Below are 13,020 nucleotides of genomic sequence, written 5' to 3'. Positions count from 1 at the left end.
GCCCCTGGGCGGTCACCCGCCCGGGGGCGAACGCCTGGATGCCCCTCAGCCCGCAGCGCGCCGTTCGTCGTCCAGGTAGGCCATGGCGTAACCGCGCTCGTCCGGGTGGCGGGCGAGGCGCGCCATCGACCACGCGGTCCTCGCGTCGATCCCTTCTCCGAAATCGGCGGCCAGGCGCCGCGCCTGCCACGTCGTGCGCGGGGCGAACACCCACCGTACGAGCGGGAAGCGGACACGGCCGGTGCCGGCTGTCGTCCGGCCTTCCCCGGGACGGGAGTCCTCGGAGGCGAGATCGGGAAGGTTCGGGTCAGGCACGATGTCGAGTCTGGTGACGGCCATGGCCGCCGCGGTGGTAATCGGGCTAGAGATCACCGAAACGGGCGGCGCCCCATCGCCGGGTTGACGCCCGAGAGTCACAGAGACAAAAACTGAGGGCCCCACCAGCTGGTGGAGCCCTCAAAGTCTGAACCCTGGGGGTATGGCCTGCCCTCGTTAGAGGGCTACCAGGGACGATTCCAGGGTCTTCGTTGCCTAGTGTACCTACGATGACCCCACCATGCACAGCACGCCACCCACCCTCATCGAGCCGCCTGACGACAAGGCCGTCATCGAGCTGATCACCCCCGACAGGCTGAACCCCTACCTGGGCGTGTGCGCCGGTGATGCCGGCGCCGCGCTCGCGCTGTACCGGTGGAACAGTGATCTCGCCGCTGCGTTCTTCGAGCCGCTGGGACATTTGGAGATCATGCTGCGCAATGCGCTGGACGCCCGGCTCGTGGCCCGCCAGCAGCGCCGGGGACGCACCACCGAGTGGTACGTCGACAGGCAGCTCCCCCTCAGCGGCAAGGCCCGCAACGACATCACCCAGGCCCAAGAGCGTGCGGGGCGGGGCGGCGGGGCCGTCCCGCGCGGAAAGGTCATCGCGGAGCTGTCCTTCGGATTCTGGCGCTTCCTGCTGGCCCGCCAGTACAAGACCAACCTCTGGCCCGACCTCGCGGGCGCCTTCCCCCACGCCCCCAACCGTGCCCTGACCACGGTAGAAGACCCGGTCAAGCGACTACACAAGTTCCGCAACCGCATCGCCCACCACGAGGGCATCTGGCACCTGCCGCTCGAAGCCCGCCGGGACGACATCCAGACCGTGCTCGGCTTCATAGCGCCCGCCGCTGCGGCCTGGGTCGCTGACGCCTCGCGTATCGACGATGTCCTTGCCCGCCGCCCCTGACACGCTCGACCGTCATCCCGTCCGCTCCAGGCGCTGCGCCACAGCCACTTCCCGACCGGCCTCCTTGGCACGGGCCCGGCGCAGCGCGGCAGCCTCGATCGCCGCGACTGGCGGCGACGCTGAACGCGGACCTGGTCAATCAGGGCCGGCGCATGATCCGGGGCAGAAGGCGGCTTGGGGAACGCGCGGCGGCCGAGCTCGCGCATCGCCCGGTTCTGCCGCTCCCCTGCCTGAACGATGCCCGGGCCCCCTGGACGGCACTGCGGCCTCGCGGTGCGCTTCGAGGGCGCGACGGTAGCCGTCCGGCGGAAGCCGCCGCTGCACCGGTGTGGCGGGCGGCCGGCTACGGGTCCGGTTCGACGGCCATTGTGGCGGGGCCGGGCTGCTTCAGATCTTCCTCGCCGCCTGAGCGTTCACCGCGGCCGGCGCGGTGCGGGCGGCGGGTCGCCGCACTCCCGGGCCATGGCCTCGGCCCTGGCGCGTAGGTCCTCGGCGCGGTCCTCGGCGTCCTGGGCCAGGTAGCGGGAGGACTCGTCACCAACGGCGTCGACGAGCCGGTGCAGCAGCGCGGCCCGGCGCTCCAGATAGTCCAGCCGACTGTCGGACGTGGAGCTGGGGCCGCTGTAATGCTCGGCGTCGCCCAGCAGCCCCACCAGCTCCGCAACCAGCAGCCGGTCCGAGCCCAGCCCCACGGTCATCACGAAGGCTTCCCGGCGAGCGCTGCCAGGCGCTCCATCTCGTCCACGCCGTCGTTGCAGCACTTCCCGCACACCAGCCGCCGGCGCCCCGGCTGCTCGGGCAGCCGGACGTCGAACGGCGCACGGTCCTCGGCCTTGTCGCGCAGATCGTAGTCGCACTCCGCGCAGACCAGCCGGGCGGCGCGGGCCTGCTTCTTCGACCAGGCGGGCCACTCTGCCGACAGCCGCAGGATGGCGATGGCCATGCCGTCGGCCCGGGGCTGGAACACCGTGAAATCCCAGTGCGGGGCGTCGTCGGGGACGTCGGCGATCACCTGCTCCAGCGACGGCATCCACGGCACCAGGTGGCCCAGGTTCTCGCGCAGGACGCGGACTTCCTCGCCCTCGCGCATGGCCTTGCTGTAGGAAGTGGCGAGCGGGAAGCGGAAGGCGGTCACGACGGTGTGCGGGACCTGGAGCAGGTCCAGATCGCTGCTGAGGTCGGCGGCGGTGGCTTTCCACTCGCCACAGTTGATCTCCCGCCACATCGCCAGCCCATCCGCGTTCAGCCTCCCGGACGCGTTGATCGTGCCGACGATCCGCCGCTGCGCGGCCCGGACCTCCGGGGCGACCGCTACCGTCATCTCCCACTCCCTGCTCTCATCAGCACCCTGTTCACAGCGCCGTCCGTGCTGGTCAACGAGCAAGTCCCCGGAAAGACCCGGTGGCGGCCGGGGCAGGCCCTGCGCATCCTGGAAGAGGAGGCGATCGGCATGGGAAAGAACAGCGGCAAAGGCACCGGTGGTCGGCGGATATCCATGACGCCGCAGGCGGCCTCGCGTGTGCAGTCCTCCGGCGCGAAGAACCCTGGCAGTCGGACCGCGCAGACCGGTTTTCCTGCCCGCGCGCAGTCCGCAGCGGCGAAGGGCTCGCCCGCCGCCGGGAAGTGATCCCCACACCGCGAACCGTCGGTGGCCACGACCAGGACCATGATCCTGGGGCGACGCTCCGCCCGGGGCCGGCCGCTCAGCAACAAGGTATCGCTCTGCCCGCAGCACGCAGGATTCACGCCGTACGGTCCAGCCGACCGGGCGCGGCCGCCGCCGGGGTGATGGTGGTCAGCCCGGCGCGTTCGGCGGCGAGGCGTTGAAGGGCCCGTGCCCGGGACGCATCGCTGGGGCGTGCCCGCTGCTGGGCGGCTTTGGCGCGGAGTTCCTCGAGGGCCTGGCGGCCGTTGGCGAAGTGCTCCTCGGGTTCCCGGAGCCGTTCGCGGAGCTGCCGTTCGGCCGCCGCCTGGACCTCGGGGTTGGTGTGCTGCTGTGTGGTGTTCCAGGTGGCGCGGTGGGCGGTGAGGGCCTCACGGTAGCCCTTTGGCGGAGTCCGCCGCTGCACCGGGGCGACGGGCGCGGTCGGCTGCGGGGCCGCTTCGGCGGCCGTCGTGGCGAGGCCGGCCTTCACGGCTGCGGGCGCGAGGACGTGCAGGGCGCGGACGTTCGCACCGGACACCCGCTCGTTGGCCTCCGCGACCAGCTTCGGCGCGCTCCAGCGCAGCTGCGTGCCACAGGCCGGGGCGTCGGGGACGACGTCCAGGCGGCCGATGGCCACATCGAACCCCACAGCTCGAACACGGCCGGAGAGCTTGGGTACGACCGCCGCGAGGATGGCGTCGAAGTCGGCGAGGATGCTTCCGCCGGCGGCCGGGGCGGCCATACCGCGCTCTGTCATCATCCGGTTGATTGCGCTGCCCAGTCCGAGTGGCTCGCGTCCGTCGCGCCGTACGACGGTGGTGGTGCGCCGCTTCGGCTTCTCACGGTGGGGCTCGGCGTCCGGGCCGGCCGCGCCTACGAGCTCGCGTGCACTGGGCTCCCGGCCGACCTGGCGTGCGCCGTGCTGAACAACGCGGCGGAGCAGCTCGTCGTCGACGACGTGGACCCGGCCGACGGGATGCCCCTCGAAGAGGTCCTGATCGGCTTCACCGTCCGTCTGCGCCCCGTGGACGATCCCAGCGCCCTGACGGTCATCCGCACCACGCTGGGCGTACAGCCGCCCGTGTGGCAGGTCCTGTGGCCTGACGCGTGGGGGCTCTTCCCCGGCAAGGACGGGCACCTCGACCTGCCGCCGCAGCCGTTTCTCTGATGAGTTCGGGTCCGGTCCCTGTCGGATCATGTCCACAGGCAGCAAAGGGGTGTAGGGCGGTCCACCCAGGCGCCGCCCGTGGTGGAGAGGCAACACCCCATGACTCAGCTGACCGTCCGCACGTACGTGGTGAGCAACCCCAGCGTGCTGTTCGACCCTGCCCGCGTGATCCGCTTCCGCAGCTCCGCCCCGGCGGGTTCCGTCGTCCAGGGCAAGGTCGACGGCCGCACTGTCCGCGTGCTGCTCACCGACGACACGCTGTACGGCGGCTGGTTCGGTGCCGTGCTGGTCGTCAAGTACCTGTAGCCGAGTCCCCCTGCGGCCCCGTCTCCGGCCGGCGGGGCTGCGCCCGGGGTAGTTTCCCTTGCCCCGCCTCGTCGGCCTTCCTGACCGGCTGTGAGCCGCTTCGGCGCGCCGCCCGCAAGCCGGGCTGCGGCCACTCGTACGTGCACGTCGTGATCTCCGTGGTGCCGTGCAGTTCCACCTCGACCTGATAGCGGACCGTGCCGTCCGTCCAGTTCTGCCGGGCCACGACCGTCGCGTGCCTCCACCGTCCGGCGGACCACACCTGCAGCGCCGGACGGTCGCCCCGCGGCCAGACCCACACCTCCGGCCAGGGCCCATCCTCCGGCCGCCACGGGCGGGCCTGATCGGGTTCGGGAATCGTGCTCATCCTCCCGAGGGTAGGCGGCCCGCCCCGGGCGCCCGTCCGGGTGCCCGCGACACAAAGCCGTTGGCGCCTCCACGATCCGCGGCCTCATCTCTCCCTCGGAAGGCCACGCTGTGAAGATCAACCTGATGCACCGCGACCGCGAATCCCGCCTGCTCGGCTGCTTCGTCGTCTTCTGCATCGTGTTCGCCCTGCTGGTCCTGGTCGCCGTCGACGACGACGAGGGCGGTCACAGCTCCGGGCGTTGCGCCCCGGCGGTCGCGGGGACCGTGGACCCGGTGACGTGCCTGCCGTACGGCAGCTCCGGCAGCAAGACGGTCCCGGGTACCAACGATTCCCGGAGCAGCGTCCAGAAGCCGAAGCAGAACGCCCCCGCCGCGAAGGCCCCGGTCGCGCCGAAGGCCCCGGCTGCGCCGCCGCGCATCTCCATCAGGAAGTGACCCTGCTCGGCCCGGCCGGGAGCGCGCGACACAAGGCGCCCGGGTCGGGCATGGTCCGCCGGTCCCACACTCGTACGGAAGGCTCTCCCGTGTCTGACACCACCACTTCGCCCGCCGCCTGCAAGGCTCTGTGCACGACCCCGGGCAAGGCCGGCTGCGGCCTCGCCCCCGCTGCGCCCGGCTCATGACGCCCCTGCTCGCCGTCGCCGCGGTCTTCTCGATACTGAACTGCGGGCTCAGTCTCGGCTTGCTCCTCGGCGACGATCCGGCCGGCGGGAAGCCGAACCCTGTCCCCTCGTCGTCCGCCTCGGCCGACCCGACCCCTGAGCCGACTCAGCCGCCTTCGACCAACGGCGGCACTGGCGACGACGGCGGAACCACCGACGGCGGCACCGGCGACGACGGCGAAACGTCCTCCGGCACGACCGAGGGCTCCACGGCAGGGAACACCGCCGGGGCCAGCGCGGGCAACACCGGCGGTCTCTGGGCCGGAGGTACCAGCGGCTGACGCCCGACCCCACCGATACGCGCCCCGGCCGGAGCCCCCTTTCGGCCGGGGCGCAGCCGTATCCGGCACCGGTGGCTGCCCGCTGCTCCCGTGGCAGTGATCGACGTCTCAGCCCCTGACCTGCATGTTCGCCAGGACGTAAAGGCTTCCCGGTCGGCATGGTGCGCCCTCGCCCAGGTCGAGCCCCGCGGCCGCTTCCCAGCGGTCCCTCGACCCGGGCAGTGGGAGAGCGCATGCAGCCACACGTCACTCAGGCACTCGACAGCTGGTACGGGGCGTGGAAGCTCCACGAACAGACAGCCCAAGGTGCCTTCACCGCGGCGTTCCCGGCCCTTGATACCGCCGACCCCCGATGCCGTTGCTACGGGCCGACCCTGCGCTGGGTGACGCCCGGCGAAGGACGGGGGAAGGTCTGCCTCGACGACCACGGGCGCGCCACGATCGAGTTCGAGAACGTCCCCAAGGCGGCCGTCGGCGCCGCGATGACGGAGTCCTGGGGGGCCGACTGGTTCGACGAGGGGCCCGGCGGGTTCGCCGCCGCCGAGCCCGGTCACTACACGTACGACGACGAGTCGACGTACACGGAGTACGAGTTCGAGGTGCGCCCGGACGACACCGTGACGTTCTCGATCAGCTACGTGAAGGTCGACGACATCGTGGCGATGCTCGACGCCCTCGAGCGAGCCCTCTCCGAGCTGCGCGCGACGTGACGCGGCGAGGTGACGCGGCGATAGCCGCAGCATCGCATCACGTCACCTCGCTGGCCCCCCGTTCAGGTACCGGCGGGCCTCCCGCAGAAGTTCGTCTTCCGCTTCGCTGAAGTCCACGATTGCCTGTTGCCTCGCGGCCGTCACGTTTTGCTCTCTCCAGTTGAACAACGGTGGTGTCCGCGATCCTTCGACGTTCGTGCGGGAGCCGCCAAGGCGGTTGGCGGCCTTCCAGAGGCGCACAGCAACTTTCGCCAGGGGTTCCGGCCCCTCCAACAGCACCATTTCGTAGGCGGGCTCGAGGGCCTTCTGGGCGTCATACATGGCGTTCAGTGCAGCTTGCTGGCTGGCGTCCAGTGCAGCCCGCCGACCGGCATCCAGCGTCGACTCTGGTCTGCGGACGACGACGCGCAGGCTGGTCATTGCCGTATCAGCCACTTCCCAGGCCTCAGCGAAGGCGCGCGCCTTGCGGTGTAGGTCGGCGTACGCCTCACGTTGGGCTGTCCGGCGAACAGCGTCCACCGGCCCGTGGTACGCCCCACGGCCTTGTGCGCGGCCAGCCGCCCACGCCGCAGTGGCGGTGATGACGACCGTCGGTGTGGCTATGAGCGCCGCAATGACTTCGGACTCCATGAACGCGAAGTTTGCCAGGCCGTGACGCAAGCAGGGGCTGTTCTTACGGTCCCGCCCATGCTCCCTACTGCCGTACCGCCCCGCACGCAGATCGCCGCTCTTGCCGGCCGGGCCCGGAACCTCGTCGACTCCGGCCTCTGCAGCCGGGACATCGGGCGTCCCCGACTGGCTCGTCCGCCTCGACGAGCTCGAGCACCTGACCGCGGTCCCGGAGTGCGCGACGTAAGGCTCCCCGGTACCGCATGGTCCCGGCTCGCTCCCGCCGTCCCCCGCGGCCGCCACCCTGGGCGGCCCGACGCGCGAGGGCAGGACGGACGTACTCGTGGCGGCAACAGACCTGGCCCCGGCCGGGCAGGAAGCCCTGATACCCGTGGAGGCGCTGACAGGCCCTGAGCCGGTCGTCCACTGCGCCGAAGCCCTCGAGTTCCTGCGCACCCTCCCCGACGCGTCGGTCGCCGCGGTGGTGACCGACCCTCCGTACGAGCTGGGGTTCCTCGGGAAGGCGTGGGACGCCTCCGGTTCGCGTACAGCGTCGAGCTCTGGGCGGAGTGCCTGCGCGTCCTCAAGCCGGGCGGGTACCTCGCGGCGTTCGGCGCGACCCGCACCTATCACGCATGGCCGTGGCCGTGGAGGACGCCGGATTCGAGATCCGCGACTCACTGCACTGGATGTACGGCACCGGGTTCCCCAAGGGCCAGGACGTCGGGAAGCTCATCGACAGACGCCGCGACGACCGCCCCGCCCGCCGCCGGTTCACCACCCTGTTCGCCGAGCTCCGCGACGCCGCCGGGTGGACGAACCCGCGGATCGACGCCCTGTTCGGCTACAACGGCATGGCGCAGCACTGGACGACACAGCGCAAGACCGCGGCGGTGCCCACCGTGGAGCAGTGGCAGCAGTTGAAGGCCGAGATGGGATTCGAGACCCCGGCCGGCCTGGACGACCTGGTGCACGAGCTCAACGGGCGGAAGAACGCCCCCGGGGAGGCATGGGAGAACCGGGAGGTCATCGGGAAGGCGCGGCGGGCCCGGGGCGGGTCCGGGGTGTTTCCGCAGCTCCAGTCCGACACGTTCGACGTCACCGCCCCGGCGACCGCGGAGGCCGCCCGCTGGGACGGGTGGAACACGGCGCTCAAGCCCGCCCACGAGCCGATCGTCCTGGCCCGGAAGCCGCTCGAGGACACGGTCGCCTCCAACCTCCTGGCGCACGGCACGGGGGCGATGAACACCGCGGCGTTTAGAACTCCGCCGCACGATCCGGAAGGGCGGTGGCCGACGAACGTCGTGCTGTCGCACGCGGCGGCCGTCGTCGAGAACGGGTGGATCGTCGACGGCTGCACGGACGGCTGCGCGCCGGAGTGCCCGGTCGCCGAGCTGGACCGCCAGTCCGGGCTGCTCACCTCCGGGGCGAACCCGCGGCGCCGCAGCGCCGACAAGTTCCGTGACGTCTACGGCGACTTCAAGGGGCAGGCCGCGTGCAAGCCGGTTCGGGGTGCGGACTCCGGCGGTGCGTCCCGCTTCTACCCGGCGTTCCGCTACCAGGCCAAGGCCCCGACGAAGGAACGCCCGCGGCTGGTCGACGGGACCGTGCATCCCACCGTGAAGCCGGTCGCGCTGATGCGGTGGCTGGTCCGGCTCCTCACCCCGGCCGGCGGCCTGGTCCTGGACCCGTTCGCCGGGTCGGGCACCACCTTGGAGGCCGCGCGTCTCGAGGGCTTCCCGGCCGTCGGCGTCGAGGAGAAGGCCGAGTACGCCGAGCTGTGCAGACTGCGGCTGCGCCGCGATGACCGCAGGGGCTCCCGATGATGAAGGGCTCCGGGCGGGCCCTGGTCATCACTTCGTTGGGCCGCTCCCGCCCCGTGAATCGTGCTTCGCCTGGGTCCTTCGGTTGATCCAGGCGACGACCACGCTTCCGGTCGCCGTGATGGCGGCAGCAACGATGATTTCCACGGGCTCTCCCTGAGATTCGGTATCCGGCGCGGCTTTCGCGCTATGGGCAGCAGAATGCAGGGCGCGCCAGGAGCGCGGAAAGGCCGAGATTTGGACATCAGTGCAGGTCAGAACGCTTTTTAGTGTGAGGCGAGTCCTGTTTCCAGTGCGGAGCGAAACCCATTTTCGAGACGGCTTCGGAACCCTTTTCGGTGAACGGCGCAGGTCCGCGCAACTACACCCCTGCAACCACGCCTCCGCGTGAATCACACCGGCCACTTCGGCCGAAAAGCGATGCTGGCCCGACGGCGGCACGGGTGGGCGGAGAGCTCCAGGAGACGTAAGGCCTGGCCGTCACTCACTGTCCCGGTCTTGCCCCGGGCGCGCCCGATCAGGTCCGCGACTCAGCGGCCCGGCGCCCGGGGCAGACGAGGAGACCAGTGCTGTGGCACGACGACGGACCGGCCCCACCGATGTGGTGCGCGCCATCGTGTTCGACCGGGACGGCGGCGCCTGCGTGCGCTGCGCTACCGGGGAGGACCTGACGATCCACCACCGGGTGAACCGGGGCATGGGCGGGGCGCGTGAGCCGTGGATCAACCAGGCTCACAACCTGCTGCTGGCGTGCACCATCTGCAATTCGTGGTTCGAGGACAACCCGAGGGAGTCGTACGATGCCGGGTGGAAGGTGCGCCGGCCGAACCTGCCGGGCGAGGTCGAGGTGCGATACCCGGACGGCAGCTTCTTCGTGCTCACCCCCGACGGTGTGCGCAGGATGGCCGGGGCGGGTGCGCGATGAAGCGGCAGACCGGCCCGTCCCGGGCGGAACGGGCCTGGGACTGGGCCCTGCGGCTGCTAGGAACGGATGCGGCCTGGCACCTGTTCGGGCCGACCGAAGCCGCGGTGTACTTCGAGGTGCTCCTGCTCGTGTCGGTTCGGCGGCCGCACTTCGTCGACGTCGGCCGGTTCACCGCCGGCGTGTTCCTCGTGAGCCGCAGGAACTACCCGCCCGCCTTCGCGGTCGGCTTCACCCGGTACGGGCCGGAGGCCAAGGCGAAGCGGAGCGGACTGCAGGTCATCGTCGGGAAGGTGTCGCTGATGGTCTGCGCGATCGCCCCACACGACGAGTGGGCGGACTTCCAGCGGCGGAAGGCCGAGCGCCAGGCGAGGAAGCAGGGCGGCGCCCAGTGAGCCCGTGGGTCACACCGATTCCGGGTCGGTGGTCCGGCGAACTGGCCGGAGCGCTGGGAAGACAGCTTCGGCCGGGATGAGTCCGACGATCGGTACGAGGAGATCAGCCCGTACGAGTTGCGCGAGCGGTAGAGCCCGCGCCGGGCCCGGTAGGACTCAGCCCCAGGGATGGTCCTCCAGACTGCCCAGAAGCCGCTGAATCGACACAACGTCCTTCCGGATCGCGTCCGTCCACGGCGTCACATCCTTGCGGTGCTCGACGATGGGGTCCATCCACTCGTCGTCAGGCATGAGCGTGTCCAGACGCATGGAGTCGTTCCGGTTCTCGCGCCACTCGGCGCTGGCTCCACCGTCTCCCCACGCCATGAGCCACGGTCTTCCCCCGGCCACTTCACCGCAATGGCTTGCTCGTACCGATGGATACGGATCTTCGGGTGCCGGCTTTCCGGCTGCTCTTCTGCCACGATGCCCCATCATGCCGTTCCTACAGGCCGCTGTGCTGGCATGCGGTGAAGCCGCCAGACGACCCCCGGGACGCTGGTACGGTCCCCGCATGGATCTCGCCCCCTCTCAGACCCTGACAGGGCTTCTGACGGCCGCCGAGCAGGACAGGGTGCAGCGAGCTGCGGCAGCCGCGGGACAGAGTGTCGACGAGTTCATCCGAGTGGCGGTCCTGGACGCCGCCGCAGACCCCTTCCGTGATGCTCTCGAGCAGGCGGTCATCACCGTGGCCGACCGGATTCAGCACGACTACGCAACTCCGTGAGCGCCGAACGGCGCCACCGACTGGCCGAACCCGCCCTGAGCTACGTCGAGTTCTGCGACCGCATCGCATCATCCTGGCACTCCACCCGGCAGGGAGACTTCGCCTGGACCGCCTACCAGGCCGAACGCCGACGCCGCGGGGAGACCGAGCAAGATCGCACGCGGCGTACAGCCCCTTCCGCCACGGCAAGCCCTGAACCAGGGCGCACACTCCCCGTTTGCCGCAGTACGCCCCGGCAGACCCCTCCCAGCCCGTCACGACCCGAAGGTCAAGGCCATGAGAACGCCCCCGGTGCCCGCACTTTCCGCGCCCTCCTGGCCGTACTGCGGGTACGGCGCCGACCCTGCCACCGATCCCGTCGGCTGCCCCGGCATTCACGTTCCCGGCCGCACTGTATGCCTGGCGCATCTGACGGACACCGACCGTGACGCTTACCTCGCCACCCTGGCCCCCGGTTCAAACGTCGATCATCGAGGAACCCCCTTCACCGAGCATCTCCTTCAGACCCTTCTCACACCCCTCCACGACCCCGCCACCGGGGCACCCCACTTCGGTACCGCCAGTTTCGGAGGGGCACAGTTCTCCGGCGACGCCAGGTTCAGTCAGGCGCGGTTCTCCGGCGACGCCAGGTTCGAAGAGGCGCAGTTCTCCGACCATGCCTGGTTCACAGTGGCAAAGTTCTCCGGGAAAGCCCAGTTCGGCGGGGCGCAGTTCTCCGCCAAGGCAGTTTACGGCGGGGCACAGTTCTCGGGCGAGGCCCGATTCGAGGGGGCACAGTTCTCCGACGCCGCCTGGTTCCACGAAACGCTCTTCTCCGGCGGCGCCCGGTTCGACCTGGCGCAGTTCTCCGACGCCGCCTGGTTCCACAACTCGCAGTTCCCTAAGGGCGCCCATTTCGACCGGGTGCATTTCTCCGGCGACGCCTGGTTCGACGGAGCGCGGTTCTCGGGCGATGCCCGATTTCGGCAAGCGCGCTTTGCGGGGCTGGCACAGTTTGGCCCAGTAGTGTGTGCGAAGACGGTAGATTTGTCCGGAGCTGTGTTCGATGTTCCGGTGACACTGGAGATCGCGGCGGATGAGGTGCGCTGTCAGAGGACTCGGTGGGAGTCGACGGCGACCCTGCGCCTGCGCTACGCCAACGCAGACTTCACTCACGCGGTGCTGTCTTTCCCCGTGGCGGTCACCTCCCACCCTGTCCCTTTCACTGCCATTAGTTTGAGACTGGACGAGGGCCTGCTGGCCGGGCCCGGCAGCGCGGTGCGAGTGGTCTCGGTGCGCGGGGTGGACGCGGCGCACCTGGTCCTAACCGACACCGACCTGAGCGACTGCCTGTTCTCCGGTGCCTTCCACCTCGACCAGCTCCGCCTGGAAGGCCGCTGCACCTTCGCCCCCACCCCCACCGGCCTGCACCGCCACCGCTCCATATGGCCCTGCCGGTGGACCCGCCGACGCACATTGGCCGAGGAACACCACTGGCGCGCGCAGACCGCTGGACAACCCGCCCCGGCCTTCGGCCAGGTGCCCCCACCGCGTGACTGGCGTACCGGGCCGTACCATCCCGACCTCGATCTCACCCCTGATCCGGACGACGTGGCCCCGCTCTACCGGCAACTGCGCAAGGCCTTCGAGGACGGCAAGAACGAGCCCGGTGCGGCGGACTTCTACTACGGCGAGATGGAGATGCGCCGCCACGACCGCACCGGCACCCCGCCCGGCGAGCGCGGCCTGCTGTGGGGATACTGGCTGGTCTCCGGCTACGGCCTACGTGCTTCCCGTGCCCTGGGCTGCCTGCTGGCGGCCATGGCGGCCACCGTGGTGCTCATCATGGGCCTCGGGTTGCCTGACTCCTCACCGAAGCAAATCGCCACCGGCACCGTGCCGACCGGAGGCGGGCGGGTGACACTGGCCGTGGACAAGCAGGACCCACAACTCACGCTGCCCGTCGGCGACCGGTTCACCCAGGAGCGCTTCGACAAGGCCCTGCAAGTGGTCCTGAAATCCGTGGTGTTCCGTTCCAGCGGCCAGGACCTCACCACTTGGGGCACCTACACCGAGATGGTCAGCCGCTTCACCGAGCCCGTCCTGCTTGCGCTGGCCATCCTCGCCATGCGCAGCCGCATCAAGCGCTGACAGAGGAAG

General features: G+C 70.4%; 19 protein-coding genes. 12 read left to right on the top strand and 7 right to left on the bottom strand.

The genetic code is table 11. From position 1 onward, the window contains the following. Positions 1 to 45: 45 nt before the first annotated feature. A complete protein-coding gene (locus ACZ32T_RS33155) occupies positions 46 to 339 on the bottom strand; it encodes a hypothetical protein (protein WP_467371036.1) in 294 nt (97 codons plus the stop codon). 217 nt (positions 340 to 556) lie between these two features. Between ACZ32T_RS33155 and ACZ32T_RS33150 the strand changes: the two genes are divergently transcribed. Beyond that, complete coding sequence (locus ACZ32T_RS33150; RefSeq protein WP_467371033.1) at positions 557 to 1,225, top strand: hypothetical protein; 669 nt, start codon at positions 557 to 559, stop codon at positions 1,223 to 1,225. A 413-nt stretch (positions 1,226 to 1,638) separates the two neighbouring features. Here ACZ32T_RS33150 and ACZ32T_RS33145 read toward each other — a convergent pair whose 3' ends face one another. Then, the gene (locus ACZ32T_RS33145; RefSeq protein WP_467371029.1) at positions 1,639 to 1,923 is read right to left on the bottom strand and encodes a hypothetical protein; all 285 of its coding nucleotides are present in this window, start codon (positions 1,921 to 1,923) and stop codon (positions 1,639 to 1,641) included. Further along, a complete protein-coding gene (locus ACZ32T_RS33140) occupies positions 1,923 to 2,546 on the bottom strand; it encodes a hypothetical protein (RefSeq protein WP_467371027.1) in 624 nt (207 codons plus the stop codon). Before ACZ32T_RS33140 ends, ACZ32T_RS33145 begins: the two co-directional genes overlap by 1 nt. A gap of 45 nt (positions 2,547 to 2,591) precedes the next feature. On the opposite strand from ACZ32T_RS33140, the gene ACZ32T_RS33135 reads away from it, so the two are divergent. Continuing rightward, positions 2,592 to 2,852, top strand: coding sequence for a hypothetical protein (locus ACZ32T_RS33135; protein ID WP_467371024.1), 261 nt, complete (start codon positions 2,592 to 2,594; stop codon positions 2,850 to 2,852). 115 nt (positions 2,853 to 2,967) lie between these two features. Here ACZ32T_RS33135 and ACZ32T_RS33130 read toward each other — a convergent pair whose 3' ends face one another. Continuing rightward, the gene (locus tag ACZ32T_RS33130; protein ID WP_467371022.1) at positions 2,968 to 3,627 is read right to left on the bottom strand and encodes a DciA family protein; all 660 of its coding nucleotides are present in this window, start codon (positions 3,625 to 3,627) and stop codon (positions 2,968 to 2,970) included. 87 nt (positions 3,628 to 3,714) lie between these two features. Between ACZ32T_RS33130 and ACZ32T_RS33125 the strand changes: the two genes are divergently transcribed. Together ACZ32T_RS33125 and ACZ32T_RS33120 are read left to right on the top strand one after the other, a co-directional pair. Beyond that, on the top strand, positions 3,715 to 4,038 hold the full coding sequence (locus tag ACZ32T_RS33125) for a DUF4262 domain-containing protein (protein WP_467371018.1): 324 nt from the start codon (positions 3,715 to 3,717) through the stop codon (positions 4,036 to 4,038). Between the two features lie 99 nt (positions 4,039 to 4,137). Continuing rightward, positions 4,138 to 4,344, top strand: a complete 207-nt coding sequence (locus ACZ32T_RS33120) for a hypothetical protein (protein ID WP_467371015.1) — start codon at positions 4,138 to 4,140, stop codon at positions 4,342 to 4,344. Here the strand turns inward: ACZ32T_RS33120 and ACZ32T_RS33115 are convergent. Continuing rightward, positions 4,331 to 4,711, bottom strand: coding sequence for a hypothetical protein (locus ACZ32T_RS33115; RefSeq protein ID WP_467371012.1), 381 nt, complete (start codon positions 4,709 to 4,711; stop codon positions 4,331 to 4,333). The genes ACZ32T_RS33120 and ACZ32T_RS33115 overlap by 14 nt on opposite strands. Positions 4,712 to 4,821: 110 nt before the next feature. Here ACZ32T_RS33115 and ACZ32T_RS33110 point away from each other — a divergent pair, with 110 nt between their 5' ends. From ACZ32T_RS33110 to ACZ32T_RS33100, 3 genes are all read left to right on the top strand, one after another. Then, the gene (locus ACZ32T_RS33110) at positions 4,822 to 5,148 is read left to right on the top strand and encodes a hypothetical protein (RefSeq protein WP_467371010.1); all 327 of its coding nucleotides are present in this window, start codon (positions 4,822 to 4,824) and stop codon (positions 5,146 to 5,148) included. 184 nt (positions 5,149 to 5,332) lie between these two features. Next, positions 5,333 to 5,656, top strand: a complete 324-nt coding sequence (locus tag ACZ32T_RS33105) for a hypothetical protein (RefSeq protein ID WP_467371006.1) — start codon at positions 5,333 to 5,335, stop codon at positions 5,654 to 5,656. Positions 5,657 to 5,889: 233 nt separating this feature from the next. Further along, a complete protein-coding gene (locus ACZ32T_RS33100; protein WP_467371003.1) occupies positions 5,890 to 6,366 on the top strand; it encodes a hypothetical protein in 477 nt (158 codons plus the stop codon). A gap of 42 nt (positions 6,367 to 6,408) precedes the next feature. Here the strand turns inward: ACZ32T_RS33100 and ACZ32T_RS33095 are convergent, their stop codons facing one another. Further along, complete coding sequence (locus tag ACZ32T_RS33095; protein ID WP_467370999.1) at positions 6,409 to 6,996, bottom strand: hypothetical protein; 588 nt, start codon at positions 6,994 to 6,996, stop codon at positions 6,409 to 6,411. A 614-nt stretch (positions 6,997 to 7,610) separates the two neighbouring features. On the opposite strand from ACZ32T_RS33095, the gene ACZ32T_RS33090 reads away from it, so the two are divergent. The 3 genes from ACZ32T_RS33090 (at position 7,611) to ACZ32T_RS33080 (ending at position 10,115) form a co-directional block, all read left to right on the top strand. Then, positions 7,611 to 8,801 carry a DNA methyltransferase gene (locus tag ACZ32T_RS33090; protein ID WP_467370995.1) on the top strand — a complete coding sequence of 397 codons (1,191 nt, stop codon included), beginning with the start codon at positions 7,611 to 7,613 and terminating at the stop codon, positions 8,799 to 8,801. 568 nt (positions 8,802 to 9,369) lie between these two features. Then, positions 9,370 to 9,723 carry an HNH endonuclease gene (locus tag ACZ32T_RS33085; protein ID WP_467370993.1) on the top strand — a complete coding sequence of 118 codons (354 nt, stop codon included), beginning with the start codon at positions 9,370 to 9,372 and terminating at the stop codon, positions 9,721 to 9,723. Then, positions 9,720 to 10,115 carry a hypothetical protein gene (locus tag ACZ32T_RS33080; protein ID WP_467370991.1) on the top strand — a complete coding sequence of 132 codons (396 nt, stop codon included), beginning with the start codon at positions 9,720 to 9,722 and terminating at the stop codon, positions 10,113 to 10,115. Before ACZ32T_RS33085 ends, ACZ32T_RS33080 begins: the two co-directional genes overlap by 4 nt. A gap of 156 nt (positions 10,116 to 10,271) precedes the next feature. Here the strand turns inward: ACZ32T_RS33080 and ACZ32T_RS33075 are convergent, their stop codons facing one another. Then, positions 10,272 to 10,481: a hypothetical protein gene (locus tag ACZ32T_RS33075; RefSeq protein WP_467370989.1), complete on the bottom strand. Its 210-nt coding sequence runs from the start codon at positions 10,479 to 10,481 to the stop codon at positions 10,272 to 10,274. A gap of 187 nt (positions 10,482 to 10,668) precedes the next feature. Between ACZ32T_RS33075 and ACZ32T_RS33070 the strand changes: the two genes are divergently transcribed. Together ACZ32T_RS33070 and ACZ32T_RS33065 are read left to right on the top strand one after the other, a co-directional pair. Next, positions 10,669 to 10,881 carry a hypothetical protein gene (locus ACZ32T_RS33070; protein ID WP_467370987.1) on the top strand — a complete coding sequence of 71 codons (213 nt, stop codon included), beginning with the start codon at positions 10,669 to 10,671 and terminating at the stop codon, positions 10,879 to 10,881. 276 nt (positions 10,882 to 11,157) lie between these two features. Then, complete coding sequence (locus ACZ32T_RS33065) at positions 11,158 to 13,011, top strand: pentapeptide repeat-containing protein (protein ID WP_467370984.1); 1,854 nt, start codon at positions 11,158 to 11,160, stop codon at positions 13,009 to 13,011. Positions 13,012 to 13,020: the final 9 nt, after the last annotated feature.

This window comes from Streptomyces sp. NPDC023573 (assembly GCF_055559735.1).
Note: the sequence above shows the minus strand (reverse complement) of the source record. Positions and strands in the feature narration are given on the sequence as shown.

Bases quoted from the DNA above. Each gene is read 5' to 3' on its own strand.
- ACZ32T_RS33155 (WP_467371036.1), bottom strand. From the start codon at position 339: ATGGCCGTCACCAGACTCGACATCGTGCCTGACCCGAACCTTCCCGAT.
- ACZ32T_RS33150 (WP_467371033.1), top strand. From the start codon at position 557: ATGCACAGCACGCCACCCACCCTCATCGAGCCGCCTGACGACAAGGCC.
- ACZ32T_RS33145 (WP_467371029.1), bottom strand. From the start codon at position 1,923: ATGACCGTGGGGCTGGGCTCGGACCGGCTGCTGGTTGCGGAGCTGGTG.
- ACZ32T_RS33140 (WP_467371027.1), bottom strand. From the start codon at position 2,546: ATGACGGTAGCGGTCGCCCCGGAGGTCCGGGCCGCGCAGCGGCGGATC.
- ACZ32T_RS33130 (WP_467371022.1), bottom strand. From the start codon at position 3,627: ATGACAGAGCGCGGTATGGCCGCCCCGGCCGCCGGCGGAAGCATCCTC.
- ACZ32T_RS33120 (WP_467371015.1), top strand. From the start codon at position 4,138: ATGACTCAGCTGACCGTCCGCACGTACGTGGTGAGCAACCCCAGCGTG.
- ACZ32T_RS33115 (WP_467371012.1), bottom strand. From the start codon at position 4,711: ATGAGCACGATTCCCGAACCCGATCAGGCCCGCCCGTGGCGGCCGGAG.
- ACZ32T_RS33105 (WP_467371006.1), top strand. From the start codon at position 5,333: ATGACGCCCCTGCTCGCCGTCGCCGCGGTCTTCTCGATACTGAACTGC.
- ACZ32T_RS33100 (WP_467371003.1), top strand. From the start codon at position 5,890: ATGCAGCCACACGTCACTCAGGCACTCGACAGCTGGTACGGGGCGTGG.
- ACZ32T_RS33095 (WP_467370999.1), bottom strand. From the start codon at position 6,996: ATGGAGTCCGAAGTCATTGCGGCGCTCATAGCCACACCGACGGTCGTC.
- ACZ32T_RS33090 (WP_467370995.1), top strand. From the start codon at position 7,611: ATGGCCGTGGCCGTGGAGGACGCCGGATTCGAGATCCGCGACTCACTG.
- ACZ32T_RS33080 (WP_467370991.1), top strand. From the start codon at position 9,720: ATGAAGCGGCAGACCGGCCCGTCCCGGGCGGAACGGGCCTGGGACTGG.
- ACZ32T_RS33075 (WP_467370989.1), bottom strand. From the start codon at position 10,481: ATGGCGTGGGGAGACGGTGGAGCCAGCGCCGAGTGGCGCGAGAACCGG.
- ACZ32T_RS33070 (WP_467370987.1), top strand. From the start codon at position 10,669: ATGGATCTCGCCCCCTCTCAGACCCTGACAGGGCTTCTGACGGCCGCC.
- ACZ32T_RS33065 (WP_467370984.1), top strand. From the start codon at position 11,158: ATGAGAACGCCCCCGGTGCCCGCACTTTCCGCGCCCTCCTGGCCGTAC.